The following is a 13,629-nucleotide window of genomic DNA, read 5'->3' on the forward strand; positions in this document are numbered from 1 at the left end:
ATAATGAACTGCACCTGCCCGCCATTCCGCTACGCTCCGTAGCGGCATAAGTCCTACCACACTATAAACACAACGAAATAGATTCTGGATGCCGTTCCGGGACAGAGGTTTCGCAACTATTCCGGTAATGAAAAGGTGTATTATCCAGACGTGCTTGAAGCATTATTTTGAGTGCGAACATTCCGCTTAAACCCTTCCAAGATGTTAAACTTGACAATCCTTCCAGCTAGTAGTAGATTCTCCCACTAGATGAGCCTGCCTGAGAGACATGCATTCCATAGATAACTGGATTTAACTCTAAATCAAACTGCTATACGCATCCCAAAAGATGCCTTTGAAGGGAGGCTTACAATGAAAAGCTATTTAGGGTTTATGTTCACATTGTTATGTCTGCTATGCTTCACTTTGTCTATTTCAGGCTGTTTTCATAATGGGAATGGTGGACAACTCCCCCCGGAAATTGTAACAGGAATAGGGGAAATAGCTGACGAAAGAGCAGCGGCTGAGCTAGCGGTCATAAAACTACGAATGAATTGGAAGCCAGACGGCACAGTCTACAAAAAAGGCGAGAAACTCTATAATGATGCAATGGTTGCAGTTAATGGTTGGATATACAAATTTAAGTTTGAAGTGCGCGCAGGTACTACTAGCCCATTAGAGGAACATGTGAAGTCCCTTGAAAAGGCCGCCAAGAAAAGCAAAATTTTCATAAACTACGTAAACAGGTTACCTGAAACGCCAACCGCGGAGGAAGGAGAAATAGTGGCTAAAGGTGTCCTTGAAGAGTTTGGAGGATTCCTAATTGATGGAGCTTTTAGAATTTGGAAAGGGTTGAGGGAAGCAGACAGAGAGAAGAGAGAAGAAGTAATAAAGGCACTGGACGAGTTAAAGTGGCCGTATTTCGCTGACATTCAACTCGCATAGCCAGAGCATTTGATAAGTAGCACGAGAGGAACGGGAATTTAATCTCCCCGGCCGACCACCCCCACCCCTCTCTGCCGTCACGACTGTCAAGTAACTGTCAAGTAAATACACTCAAACTAGAGAGATTTGACACCTTATTTGAGGCAAAAGTGCTTGTCCAGAGGTGGCACAGGGAGTATAACATGCCAAGTTGTATAACTCGCTCTTAATCGCTGTACTAAGAGTGGGGGCGGGCCAATGTATAAGACTACAATGTCTTGCCCTTACGAAAGGGGTCTGATTAAGGATGGGAACTATTTTTGAGATGTCCGTGGGAATCTTTGGCCTTACCTTACTTCTTACCGCCTTCATAATGGGTAACTTTTGGGGGAGAGGACAAAACGTACTGCACTATCAGATAATGAACTTTATCGGCGGGGTTATACTAGCCTGGTATGCGTTTCAGCTAAGGTACTGGATGTTCGCCACGCTGGAAACCGCACGGGGCACGTTTGCCCTGTACAGTCTGGTATTGTGTATTCGAACTATGGCAAAGAAGTCAAAAGTGCCCTCTGCCCAGGGGCAACATACGTAGCAGGACAGATAACACCTTTTCTAACGCCGCCTTATAGCTATAGAAATTTAAAGAGTTCATATGGATAAATTCTCTCAAACACATAAAACCCCGGAAATAAGTGTTGGAGTGCTTCACTCTTTAAGCGGGACGATGGCAGCTTTCCCCACAGTCCAAAAATCTTGTGGGAAGCGCGTGAATAAAAAGGGGAAGGTTACTTAAGCCCAGCATCAGTCCAGGTGTTATATCCCCTGTCTGGCGTCCAAGGGGGGTGAAGAGGATAGAGTGTTAAAACTGCCCGTTAGCTTTAAATTTTTTGTGTGTACCCTCCTCATCTGTGCCTATGTAGCATGTGTCCTGGGCACAGAGGTTGTGGGTTCGACGGATAAAGATACGGGCCTGCCTGCCAAACAAGAAGAGAGGATAAGGGAATCAGTCTCCAAAATTTTAGATAATAAGCTCTTAAAGAGTATAAACGTAACAGAGTGTAGCGAGCACAAGGGGCTTTATGAGGTCTCTGTAGAGGTTGATGCCGTCATAGGGAGTTCACCTTTGGCGACCAGGAAATCCATTTTTCGGTCAATGAGGCTCAGTTACATGGCTATCTACCGGCTAGGACACCCTGCATGCAACGTTACCTTATCTGCCCATGCACCGGCTGAGAAGATGGGCTACCTCACAGGGAAGGTCAAACCTGGGGAACTCCTCTGGAAAACCTCCCTTACAGAGGAAAGGGCACGCACCGTCCGGTGGGGCCGGTGGCCCGGTGGCTTTTTGTCTGGATTGCGCTCGACTTACACTAATCTTCCACTCCGCTGGCAGGAGCACTTTATACACCCCTTGCTAGCCGCAGGAAGGGGCAAAGGGCGAGCTGGCTACTGATTAAGGTTATTGCCTAAAAAGGTCCTCTTTTTTAGACTCTCCTTGCTCCCTCATAACCCCTGAGAAACCAACGGCTGAAGGGGTCAAAAAGTGGAAACAAGCTGGGGAACCAGGATTCGAACCTGGACAAACAGATTCAGAGTCTGTCGTGCTACCGTTACACTATTCCCCACTGATTAGACTGCACGCTTGAGGTAAAAAACCTAACAGAAAGCATGATACCAGTCAAGGTCTTTCGGCGGTATGAGAGGGGTCAAGGGCCTCTCTCATCAACTTGAACACGTCCGTGTTATCCATGCGCCCGCTAACGGCCCTGGCGCCGGGGCCCTGCGCCCATATGGGCACGTCCTCGGCCGTATGACGCCGGTGTATCCACTTCAGCTTCGGCTTATCGCCCCGCCCCGGCAGAAAGTTTTTGGGACCGACTATCGCCAGCCCGCCCGTTTCATGGTCCGCGGTGACTATCACCAGCGTCTCATCCGACAGGCCGTTTGCCTCAAGCCATTCCACCACCGCACCCACCGTCTCGTCAAACGCGACGGTCTCGTAAAGAACGGCGTCGCTGTCGTTCTTATGGCTCGCGTGGTCTATACGCCCGCCCTCTATCATAACAAAGAACCCGTCCGGGTCTTTGGACAATACCTCCAGCGCCTTTAGAGACATCTCTATTAAAGACGGTTCGTCCAGCCTCCTGTCCATCGCGAAGGACATATGTTCCGGAGCAAACAGCCCGAGCAGCTTCTCCGTCTTCGCAATATCTACCCGTTCCAGCTCCTCTTTCGTATAGACCACCTCATAGCCCATGTCCCTTGCCTCTTTAAGGGGAAGGGTGGTCCATACCCGCAGGCCGCCTCCCATGATTACGTCGGGCCGTGAGCGGTGCAGGTAGTCCTCCGCAATCTCACGCGCGTTCTCGCGTGAGGACTCATGTGCGGCGAATGCGGCGGGGGTGGCGTGGGTAACCTCCGCGGTGGTAACCAGTCCGGTTGACCTGCCCGTGTCCCCGGCAATCTCAAGGACGGTCTTATATTCCTTCGCATGAACCGACTGTCCTATAACGCCCCGTCTTGTCTTATGGCCCGTGGCCAGGGCCGTGGCCGCAGCCGCGGAATCGGTTATCAGGCTCTGCAGGGAAAAGGTCGAGACATAACCCGAGTGTTCAAATTTGTCCATATAAAGCTCGCCCGCGGGGCCGTGAACGAAACTCCTCGCCATGACCAGATGCGACCACCCCATACCGTCGCCTATTAAAAGGACGACGTTCTTTGCGCCACTTTCCCCGGCAACGGCCGGGACCCCGAAGGGCGCGGTCAGGAGGATTACGGTTACGATTACGATTACACGGAACAGAGGGATATTCAACGGGCGGTAAATAGACCTACTACTACTTATAAACTGACGCGGCGATATCACCTCGGGCTACCCCCTGGGATGGAATTTTTTGTGGATATGTTTCAGGTGCTGGCGTTCTATGTGGGTGTACGTCTGGGTTGTGGCGATATTGGAGTGGCCCAGCATCTCCTGCACGCTCCTGAGGTCCGCGCCGCGCTCTAATAGATGTGTGGCAAAAGAGTGTCTCAGACCATGGGGTGAGATTTCCTTTATACCCGCTTTCTTCGCATAGTTTTTGACGATACGCCAGACGTCCTCTCTCCTCAGCGGTCTCCCCGACCTCGTCAAAAAGACGGACTCGCCTGGTAGTCCCCTGTCCAGTTTAGGCCTTGATTCGTTTAGATAACGCTCCAACATCTCACAGGCCTTTTTGCCCAGGGGCACTATGCGCTCCTTGTTGCCCTTACCGTGACACCTGACATACCCGTCCTCTATGTTCACATCCCCCAGCTTGAGAGAGGTCGCCTCTGAGGCCCTCGCCCCCGTGGCGTACAACACCTCAAGTACGGCCCTGTCCCTCAGGCCCTGTGCCCTCTCCAGCGAAGGGCTGTCCAGCAGTCTCTCTACCTCCTGCCAGTGCAGGACGTCCGGCAGACGCTTCCAGAGCTTCGGCGAATCCACCTCCGCGAGCACATCCTTCTTCAGGCGTCCGTCTATTACCAGGAATTTGTAGAACTGTTTTATGGCAGAAAGGTTCCGGGAGACGCTGTTTACGCCTATGCCCCGTTCCCTCTCGGCCACCATGTAGAGGTTGAGGTGCTCAGGCCTCAAATCCTCCATCTTCTCGATATCCCACTTGTCCAGGAATCCCCTGAATTTATTGAGGTCGTTCCTGTAGGCAAGGACGGTATTTTCAGAGAGGCCGCACTCCAGACTCAGATAGTCTAAAAATGATTGTATCAGTTCTTCCATGTTATTCGTTTAACGCAGAGCAAGCTCTGCCACTACAATATTTTTTATTACGCCATAATAAAGTAACACACATCTTCTGTAGTGGTCGAGCTTGCTCGACGTAAAGAATCATCATCAAACACCTTTCATACCGGGCAGAAAATCCAACGTCCTATTTGACGTCTTTTCACACAATCTCTACCAAATCCTCTGAACCGTCTTTCTCCGGGTGCACTATCTTTGAAAGCTCGGCAACCCTGGGCCCGTAGAGTTCGTTTATCTTTTTAACAAGAACGAGACGGTTGTTCCTGAGCTTCTCGTCTTCCACGTTCACGAACACCTTGTCAAAGAACGTGTGTACGGGCCCGGCAAATGTTTCACAGAACAACGCGGATGCCTCTTCATATTTCTTTTCGTCTATGAGTGCCGTTATCTTGTCTTTATTCTTTACGTAAACGTCCCAGAGATAGCGTTCTTCATCCTCCTTTAATAGACCTTCGTCAACCTCTCCGGCGGAGGGTGCGTTCTTTCCTATGTTGAATGTCCTTTCTGCCACGACAACTAATTCCTGCCATTTGTCGGTCTTAGAAATCCCGGAGATAACTTCAACCCGGTTTTTGAAATCGCTTACATCGTCAAAGCCGGCGCTTAAAACAGCGTTAACGATGTCGTACCTGTAACCCCTTTCGCGGAACGTCTGGTAGAGCCTGTCTCTGAAGAACGCGTTTATCTCCTTCATGGCAGTGCCTTTTCCCGGAAAATTTTCCAGGGCCGCCACAATCGTGTCCTGCAGCGACAGGGACAGCCTGTGTGACTCAAGAATGCGGATTATCCCCTGGGCCTGCCGCCTAAGCCCGTAGGGGTCTTGAGAGCCCGTGGGCACCAGCCCTACCGAGAAGCAGCCACACAGCGCATCGAACTTGTCGGCCAGGCTGAGCGTCATACCAAGCCGTGACTCCGGCACTTTATCCCTCGCATGTCGCGGCATATAGTGTTCCTTAATTGCCAGCGCCACGTCTTCCGGCAGCCCCTCTTCTCTCGCATAGTGATAACCCATTACTCCCTGCAGTTCCGGAAATTCTCCCACCATCTGTGTCAGCAGGTCTGCCTTACACAGGAGGGCCGCCTGGTGCAGAGCCTCCTTTTCCGCGTCCGCCAGGTTGAGCTCTTTTCGGGCCAGATACGCAGAAAGCCTGTCGATGCGCTCCGTCCTTTCCCGGTAGCTTCCCAGCTTCTCATGGAAGACCACGTCCTTCAGCCCGTCGAGCCAGTCCTTTAGCGAACGTTTTCTATCCTCTTCCCAGAAGAACTTTGCGTCCGCAAGCCGCGCCCTCAACACCCTCTCATTGCCCTCAACAGACCTGCGGGCCCCATGCTCATCCCGGTTGCACACGGCCACAAACTTGGATAGAAGCCTGCCGTTGCCGTCTTCTACGGGAAAATACCGCTGATGACTTATCATCACCGTCTCCACCACCTCCTGCGGCACACGCAAAAACTCCTCCGGGAACGTGCACTCTACCGGAAACGGGTACTCCACCAGGTAATTAACCTCCTCCAAGAGTTTTTCTTCTCCCGACAGTTCAGAACCATATTTCCGCATTATTGCGTTTATTGCATCCCGGAGTACGGTCTTTCGTTCCTCCGGGTCTACTATCACCTTCTCCTTTCTCAGAAGGTCTTTATAGGTCCCAAGGTCCGCCTTATTGATGGTAATCATTTTACCGGAGAGGAACGGGTGGCCGCGTGTGACCCGCCCGCTTTTTATACCGTTCAACTCGAATTCTATAACCTCGGCATCAAAGAGGGCCATTACCCGGGAAATCGGCCTTGCAAAGGAAAGTCCCGGTCCCCTCCACCTCATCTTCTTCGGGAATGATATTGAACGGATGACATCGGAAAGAATCTCCGGCAGAAGTTTTATAGACGGTACTCCCTCATGGGTCTTAACGGCAAACAGATACGACCCCTTAGGGGTGTCTTTGACCTGCAGTTCGCTAAAGTCCACGCCCTGCGCCCTGGCAAAGCCAAGCCCGGCCTTTGTGGGACGGCCGTCAGAATCAAGGCCAATCTTACTCGACGGTCCCGGCAGCTCCTCTGTCTGCGCCGGCTGTTTCTCCGGTATACCCTCCGCGTAGAGACCCAGATGGCACGGTGTCCCAAAGGTCTCCACCCTCCCAAAGCCCAGGCGGTTCTTCTTAAGCCCTTCTTTAAAAAGTACTTCCATTTGCCTGAGAGCTGGCGCTATATAGCCGGCGGGAATCTCCTCAGTGCCTATCTCCAGTAACAGCTTGCCCATAAGCGGATTTGTAGTGTGTTTCGGTGTCATTGAAAGACCGGCAGTACTATAGCTACATTATAGAGAACATGTCAACAGAAAACCCTCTCTATCCCCTAGCTATTACAAGTGTTAACTGTTAACGTACTACCCGCGTAAGATTCACAATTGCATTGACAAAGCCGGTGATATATTCTAGAATTTTTCTTTACACAAATACAATACTGAGTCTTTTAAAGGGGGAGCCCACTGCAAGAACAAGGCTGGTTTTCTTGTATTTTGTCGCAAGGTCCAAGTGTTGCCATTTAACTCTACAAAGGCGACTCATCCTTGTAAGGCCTTGTGAGATATAATTTATTTGTGGCGTGCGCAGACCACAACATGTTATTTTGATTGCGGTTACAGAATGGACAAAAAAGTTCTACGACTTGGTAGTTGGGAATTCCTCGGGCTTCTCATCCTTGCCTCCGCATTGATTCATTTCCTCTTCATATTCTTCTTCCCTGCGGGTCACCTGTTGAGAACGGAGCTGTTTGGCGGTGTACCCGAGCCGGCAGCCATCTCTACGCCGATTGTCTTTGAGTTTGTCGAGGCCGGTGACGAGGTCGAAGAGCTCGCAAAGAAGGAAGAGCTTTGGAAAGAAGAACAAGAAGCAGCAAAAGAGGAAGAAGAAGAGGAGGAGGTTGAAGAGAAGAAGCGGCAGCAGTTCATGGATACGGCAGACAGCGCCGTTGACGAGGAGGTAGAGGTCGAGACCGAGAAGATAGGCGAGAAGAGCACGCTTGCCAAAGACACCGCCCCTGACGAAGGTCCTGAGACAGAAGAACCCAAGCTGGAGGGTGACACTGAGATACCGGCAATCGGCGGCCCTCCTGGAGAAGGTCCCCTCAACACGGGGGGAATCGCAGAGATGCTGGCCGGCATATTTGATGAAGAAGTGCTGACCGAGGAGGAGGAAACAACTGCCGAGGCAGAAGAGACAGAGACCGAGGTTGAGGGGACAGATACCGGCGAACTGACAGAGGTTGTTGAAGAGACGGAGGACACGGAGAGTACGACAGAAGACGAGGAATTACTGGCTGAAGCAGAGCTAGAAGAGGCTTCCCCTGAGGACACGGAACCAGATGAAACCTCCTCACCGGAAGAGGTAACTACAGAGGTCGCCTCAAGAGATGAGCCGGCCACGGAAACCCGGGCGGAAGAGCCTGAGGACACGGAGGTCTCAGAAGAAAAAGGCGCCTATCTAAAGAAAAAACTGGGCCTGCTTGACGAGGAATTTGAGAAGGAAGAGGACGGCCTGCTTCCGGTAGAGGAAAAACCCAAGGAGCTGGCATACATACCGCCGGAGGAGCCACGGAAGCAAAAGCAAGAAGTTAAGAAGCCCCCAAAAAAACAGAGCAAGAAAAAAAGACGTTCCTCCAGGAAGGGGGTAAGACCAAAGGTGGCCATCAGCTTCAACGCCAAGACACTCTCCGGTGGAACGATAGAACCATTATACGACCACGAAGACGGCAACGTCACCAAGGACGGACTTGAGGCGTTTTCCGTGATGAAGGACCAATATGCACCCTACTACCGCCACATCCGCGACAGGGTATCCTGGTATTGGATACTCAAATATGGCACGAGAGCGGAGATAAAACTGGAGACAAAACCAAATCATCCCATTATAATACAGTTCAAGGTGCTCCCTAACGGGACTACGGGAGAAGTAAAGGTTATAGACACCGCGGGGAATAACCTGCTTGCGTCCTATATAAGAGACGCTATTACCGAAACGCACCTCAACAAGTTCCCCTCCTACGTTGAGGAGGAATTTATCGACGTGCGGTTTAACTTTTATTTCTTTTAACGCTGCGGCGACACCGCGCCAGGAGAGACTGTAAACCCGTTCGACATGACCGCACAACACAGTAAAGTCAGTTTGCATTCAAGAAGAGGGAGGTAGCGACTAAGTTGAGTTGGCTTATCGGCGGCGGCCCTGTAATGATACCGCTGCTCATCTGCTCCGTGATTGCCCTGGCGGTTGTTATAGAGAGAGCCCTGTGTCTGGGGAAGAACCGTATCATCAGGCCGGAACTTGTCAGGCTCATCCACGACGTTAAAGACATAAGCGACGTCCCCAGGGCCTTTTCCAGATGCCAGCACATGCGCGGCCCTTTTGCCAATATCGTCAAACACGTACTTACAAACCTCCACCTGTCCTGGGAAGAGAAGCTCCACGAGATACAGATCGCCGGGAGGGAGGAGTCAAAGACACTGGAACGCAATCTTGTTCTGCTTGAGATCGTAGCGGCCGTATCCCCTCTTCTCGGTCTTCTTGGAACCGTCATAGGGCTTGACTCGATCTTTGCGGCCATCGGCAAGGCAGGGCTGGGAGACCCAAGCGCTTTTTCCCACGGCATCGCTCAGGCCCTGCGTACGACCATAATGGGCCTCTCCATCGCTATCCCGTCCATGATTGCCTTCAGCTTTTATGACCGCAGGGTTGGCAACTTTGTGAACGAAATGGAAAGATTCTCTACAATCCTCCTTAACAAGCTCTATGCCTCCAAGGCCCGCCAAGAAAAGGAACGGCCCGAGGGGGCAAAGCTGCAGGGTCACTACCCCTCTCACGAAGGATAATACTTAAAGATATAAACGCCCCCGAATTTGTCACTTTATTTTGTTGCCAAATTTGCTTAAAATTTAGAGACGTCTGTAACAGTGCTGCTGGCGGGCAGGCGGCCCAACCCCGGTCAGGCACAATATTACTGACAACAGACTATCGCCTGTACCGAAATGCGGTGTTCAGAGGTTAATAACAAATGGATTTTCGGACCAGACGTGCCGTTAATTACAGTATTAACATAGCATCCTTGATAGACGTCCTTTTTTTACTTTTAATGTTTTTTGTGGTCACGTCCGTGTTCATTGAACAGCCCAACATAAAACTTGAACTGCCCAGCGCAAGTCATGCCGAGACGACCAAGTTTGAGGGGCTGACCATTACCATCAACAAAGAGGGCCGGCTCTTCTTTGGAAAGCAGCCTGTCGGCATAACCGAGCTGGACGCCATCCTGCGCAGCAAAACCGAAGCGCTGGGAGACATCGTACTGGTCCTGAGGGCGGACAGGGACGTCGCCTACGGGGTGGTTATTGCGGTGATGGACGTTGCCAGAGGCGCAGGACTAAAGAGAATAACTGCCCTCACGGTCTCAGAAGAAGAGACGCGGTAGGTCTCGCTATACTTTGCAGGAGAAGTCTCAATGCTTAAGAAGAAATTTGCCAAAGATAAATGCGTCACTTGCAAACAGTGTATGTTCGCCTGTTCGGTGAGACATTCCGTCTCTAAAGACGTCTTTACCGCCATTTCCGAGGAACCTAAATCCATTCCCCGCCTCACGGTCAGCATACGCAAGGATAAGCCCCATATGACGGTATGCCAGAACTGCGCAAAACCTAAGTGCCGGGACGCCTGCGAGTACGGGGCGATTACAAAGTATGAAGACGGTAACGTGGTCATAGACCAGGAAAAGTGCACGGGCTGCTGGGAATGTGTAACTGCATGCCCCTTTGGAGCCATTTTCAAGAAAACCGAGATGAAAGTAGCTGTAAATTGTGACGACTGCAAGGGATATGATGACATGGCGTGCGTCGAGGCGTGTAAGACCGAGGCACTTGTTTACAAGGTGAAAAAGGAGGTCCTTGTAACGGCAGATAAGTAGCCCTCAGATTTTCGCTGTCTCTATAATATCTCTAACCCTTCTAAGTAACGACATTTAGACTGCGTTCTTGCGTATCCAGAACTTAGACCCTGCGCTCCGTATACAGTCATTCTCACGTCCCCGCTAGCACCCCCGGCCGCATCAAAGCTCTCACGGTGAAGAAAGGGACTGTTGGCACCGCCAAATAGTTCTTGACTTTTACCATGACTTGTATAAAATTCTTCCAATAGAGACATATGTTGAGTACCTTCGGGGTTTTTGGAAAAGAGCTTATTCTGGCGGCTAACAGGCCTTACCAGTATTTAGATATTGTGTCCTATTTGGAGGGTTTTAGGGGCTTTTTATCTCTTGTAAGATTGCCCCGCATAGTACGTTAGGGCAAACGCAAGGCCTTATTAAAAGAGCTTTTCTTACCCTCTATTAACGGACAATGGTGTGAAGGGGCGCCTCCGAAAAAGGCCGTTCTACCGGCAGGACACACCGCTGTTTCTTCCGCCATGTAAGCCCGTCTTCGAATCCCCGGGGTTTTAATCCACTGCACTATAAATGCCCTTTGGGTATTATTCGAAGGGGGGTGAAGTTCTATCCCTACAGTCGATATAAAGTTATTAATCGTAGTGTTGGTTTCCTGTGCCGTTTTTGTCCCCATTGGATACTTCCTGTGTTTCTTCCTCACCTCCAAGAAAAGACGCGTACAGGAAAGGGAGTCCAAACAAGCACTCGATGAGGCACATGCCGATGCGTCAAGGATAAGAAAAGAAGCTGACCTGGTCTTAAAGGACGAGCTCCTCAAACGAAAGGAGGAGATCGAAAGAGAGACCCAGGAGACAAGACACGACCTCCGCCAGCTTGAGAAGAGACTGTCCAAACGGGAAGACAATCTGGAAAGAAAGCTGGAGATCCTCTCAAAAAAGGAGCATTACGTAGACGGCCTTCAAACAAATCTGAGCACAAAACTCAAAGACGCCGAGACCAAAGAGGCCCGTCTGAAAAGGCTTATAGAAGAAGAAGAAAGGGCATTGCTCAAGGTTTCGGGGTACACGAGAGAAGAAGCGGAAAAGACCCTGCTGGACCGCCTCGATAAAGACCTGGAGGAAGAATGTTCAAAGAGGATCGCGGCATCCGTAAATAAGGTAAACGAAACCGCCAACGAGCAGGCTGCCAAGATTATATGTGAGACCATTCAGAGGTGTGCGGCAAACCACACGGCTGAGAACATCATAAGCACCGTTGAGCTTCCTAATGAGGAGATGAAGGGCCGCATTATCGGCAGGGAGGGCAGGAACATACGGGCGTTTGAGAAGGCCACGGGCATAGACGTAATAGTGGATGACACGCCGGGGATTATCGTGCTCTCAGGCTTTGACGGCATAAGGCGCGAGGTCGCCCGGCTTACGATGGAAAAACTTATTCTCGACGGTCGTATACATCCCGCGCGGGTTGAAGAGGTCGCCGGGCAAACTAAAAAGGAAATGGAAGAAACAATAAAGGAGACGGGGAAGCGCGTGTGCTTTGACATGGGTTTTCACGACATACACCCGGAACTCATTCAACACCTCGGCAGGCTCAGGTACAGGACAAGCTACGGTCAAAACCAGCTCAGTCACGCCACGGAGGTGGCGGACCTATGCGCTCTTATTGCCGGCGAGCTGAAACTTGACACCAAAACAGCCCGGAGGTGCGGACTCCTTCATGACATCGGAAAGTCAACCGGCAGCGACGTGGAAGGCGGCCACGCGGCCGTCGGCGCGGAACTGGCAAAGAGGTATGAAGAAAAGCCTGCGGTGGTCAATGCCATTGCCGCCCACCACGAGGAGGTTCCCGCTGAAACCGCCTTTGCCCCGCTTGTAAGCGCGGCAGATGCCATATCCGCAAGCAGGCCGGGGGCACGGCGTGAATCGCTGGAAAAGTATATTAAGCGGCTGGAGAAACTCGAGGGTATCGCGGCCAGATTTAACGGCGTAAGAAGCGCCTATGCAATCCAGGCCGGCCGGGAGATAAGGGTCATTGTCGACCCCGAGGGTGTCGACGATAACATGGCCCAAAAGATCTGCTACGACATCGCACGCGGGATCGAGGGGGAACTGGAATTCCCCGGCGAGGTGATAGTAACCGTTATCCGCGAGACACGCTCCATAGAGCATGCCAAATAGCTTCCCAACCGGACGGATGCGATACTGAAAACCCCGTCCCTGCGCATTACAAGACAACCCGCCGGCCTTTTTGACATAAGTGTAAGAACGTCTGCCGTGTCGTCTCACTCCTTCCAATCTATCCGTTTACATTCAATCTGGAATGATGTATAATCCGCCCACCGTGCAGTACTTGTATCGTTAGTTGTCAGAGGAGGGTCAACAAAATGTTGGCAGATTTCAGGGTCGTACCTATTGGGACCGGCTCCAGCAGCCTGAGCGGCCAGCTGGCAGAGGTGATGGACGTAGTGGAACAGAGCGGCGTCAGCTATAAGGTTAACGACATGCGGACCGTTATTGAGGGTGACTGGGACACGGTTATGGGCCTTATAAAAAAATGTCATGACAGGGTGATGGAGAACTCTGAAAGGGTGTCTACCATAATAACCATTGATGAGCGAAAGGGCAGGACCGTCCACATCGGGGAAAAAGTGGCTTCAATAGAGGGAGCGCTTGGAAGGTCACTGAACAAGTAATAAGTTGTGATGAAAGACGCTGAACTGGACATTGTAAAAGAGATTTCCAAGATTGAGCAGGAGGCCGATCGAGTGGTCGAAGACGCCAGAAAGAAGGCGAGGTCTCTTGAAGCCGGTTTGGAAGACAAGCTGGCGCCAATCAGGCTGAATTACGAAAGAGAGTTTGAGGCCGGGGCAGAGGAACTGAGACGCCGGTTTAAAGAAGAGATGCAGCGGGAAGAGTCCAAGCTCAAAGAGGCCTTCGAGGACGAACAGGCATTTGTCCTGCAAAGAGAGAGAGAACGATCCGATGAGGTAGTATCGTTTCTGATAAACAGGACACGTGAGTTTTAAA

General features: G+C 51.2%; 12 protein-coding genes and 1 tRNA gene. 9 read left to right on the plus strand and 4 right to left on the minus strand.

Going from position 1 to position 13,629, the window contains the following annotated elements:
- Window positions 1-351: 351 nt before the first annotated feature.
- Window positions 352-924: a hypothetical protein gene (locus NOU37_01365; GenBank protein ID MCQ4573885.1), complete on the plus strand. Its 573-nt coding sequence runs from the start codon at window positions 352-354 to the stop codon at window positions 922-924.
- Between the two features lie 286 nt (window positions 925-1,210).
- Complete coding sequence (locus tag NOU37_01370; protein ID MCQ4573886.1) at window positions 1,211-1,498, plus strand: hypothetical protein; 288 nt, start codon at window positions 1,211-1,213, stop codon at window positions 1,496-1,498.
- Between the two features lie 962 nt (window positions 1,499-2,460).
- Here NOU37_01370 and NOU37_01375 read toward each other — a convergent pair.
- The 4 genes from NOU37_01375 to glyS form a co-directional block, all read right to left on the minus strand.
- Window positions 2,461-2,531, minus strand: a tRNA-Gln gene (locus NOU37_01375).
- A gap of 53 nt (window positions 2,532-2,584) precedes the next feature.
- Entirely contained in the window at window positions 2,585-3,772 is a 1,188-nt protein-coding gene (locus tag NOU37_01380; GenBank protein ID MCQ4573887.1) for an alkaline phosphatase, read from the minus strand.
- Between the two features lie 6 nt (window positions 3,773-3,778).
- Window positions 3,779-4,663: a site-specific tyrosine recombinase XerD gene (xerD, locus tag NOU37_01385; protein MCQ4573888.1), complete on the minus strand. Its 885-nt coding sequence runs from the start codon at window positions 4,661-4,663 to the stop codon at window positions 3,779-3,781.
- 166 nt (window positions 4,664-4,829) lie between these two features.
- Entirely contained in the window at window positions 4,830-6,971 is a 2,142-nt protein-coding gene (gene glyS / locus NOU37_01390) for a glycine--tRNA ligase subunit beta (GenBank protein ID MCQ4573889.1), read from the minus strand.
- 355 nt (window positions 6,972-7,326) lie between these two features.
- Between glyS and NOU37_01395 the strand changes: the two genes are divergently transcribed.
- From NOU37_01395 to NOU37_01425, 7 genes are all read left to right on the plus strand, one after another.
- Window positions 7,327-8,772, plus strand: a complete 1,446-nt coding sequence (locus NOU37_01395) for a hypothetical protein (GenBank protein MCQ4573890.1) — start codon at window positions 7,327-7,329, stop codon at window positions 8,770-8,772.
- Between the two features lie 104 nt (window positions 8,773-8,876).
- Window positions 8,877-9,545, plus strand: coding sequence for a MotA/TolQ/ExbB proton channel family protein (locus tag NOU37_01400; GenBank protein MCQ4573891.1), 669 nt, complete (start codon window positions 8,877-8,879; stop codon window positions 9,543-9,545).
- A 182-nt stretch (window positions 9,546-9,727) separates the two neighbouring features.
- The gene (locus tag NOU37_01405) at window positions 9,728-10,138 is read left to right on the plus strand and encodes a biopolymer transporter ExbD (protein MCQ4573892.1); all 411 of its coding nucleotides are present in this window, start codon (window positions 9,728-9,730) and stop codon (window positions 10,136-10,138) included.
- Window positions 10,139-10,168: 30 nt separating this feature from the next.
- Window positions 10,169-10,627, plus strand: a complete 459-nt coding sequence (locus tag NOU37_01410) for a 4Fe-4S binding protein (GenBank protein ID MCQ4573893.1) — start codon at window positions 10,169-10,171, stop codon at window positions 10,625-10,627.
- A gap of 617 nt (window positions 10,628-11,244) precedes the next feature.
- Complete coding sequence (gene rny, locus NOU37_01415; protein ID MCQ4573894.1) at window positions 11,245-12,780, plus strand: ribonuclease Y; 1,536 nt, start codon at window positions 11,245-11,247, stop codon at window positions 12,778-12,780.
- A 206-nt stretch (window positions 12,781-12,986) separates the two neighbouring features.
- The gene (locus NOU37_01420; GenBank protein MCQ4573895.1) at window positions 12,987-13,295 is read left to right on the plus strand and encodes an MTH1187 family thiamine-binding protein; all 309 of its coding nucleotides are present in this window, start codon (window positions 12,987-12,989) and stop codon (window positions 13,293-13,295) included.
- A gap of 6 nt (window positions 13,296-13,301) precedes the next feature.
- A complete protein-coding gene (locus NOU37_01425) occupies window positions 13,302-13,628 on the plus strand; it encodes a hypothetical protein (protein ID MCQ4573896.1) in 327 nt (108 codons plus the stop codon).
- Window position 13,629 lies beyond the last annotated feature (1 nt).

This window comes from Candidatus Bathyanammoxibius amoris (genome assembly GCA_024451685.1).
GTDB lineage: Bacteria > Planctomycetota > Brocadiia > Brocadiales > Bathyanammoxibiaceae > Bathyanammoxibius > Bathyanammoxibius amoris.

What these genes read in the sequence shown, in the direction of transcription:
- NOU37_01365 (MCQ4573885.1), top strand. Translation starts at nt 352, where the DNA reads ATGAAAAGCTATTTAGGGTTTATGTTCACATTGTTATGTCTGCTATGC.
- NOU37_01370 (MCQ4573886.1), top strand. Translation starts at nt 1,211, where the DNA reads ATGGGAACTATTTTTGAGATGTCCGTGGGAATCTTTGGCCTTACCTTA.
- xerD (MCQ4573888.1), bottom strand. Translation starts at nt 4,663, where the DNA reads ATGGAAGAACTGATACAATCATTTTTAGACTATCTGAGTCTGGAGTGC.
- glyS (MCQ4573889.1), bottom strand. Translation starts at nt 6,971, where the DNA reads ATGACACCGAAACACACTACAAATCCGCTTATGGGCAAGCTGTTACTG.
- NOU37_01395 (MCQ4573890.1), top strand. Translation starts at nt 7,327, where the DNA reads ATGGACAAAAAAGTTCTACGACTTGGTAGTTGGGAATTCCTCGGGCTT.
- NOU37_01405 (MCQ4573892.1), top strand. Translation starts at nt 9,728, where the DNA reads ATGGATTTTCGGACCAGACGTGCCGTTAATTACAGTATTAACATAGCA.
- NOU37_01410 (MCQ4573893.1), top strand. Translation starts at nt 10,169, where the DNA reads ATGCTTAAGAAGAAATTTGCCAAAGATAAATGCGTCACTTGCAAACAG.
- NOU37_01420 (MCQ4573895.1), top strand. Translation starts at nt 12,987, where the DNA reads ATGTTGGCAGATTTCAGGGTCGTACCTATTGGGACCGGCTCCAGCAGC.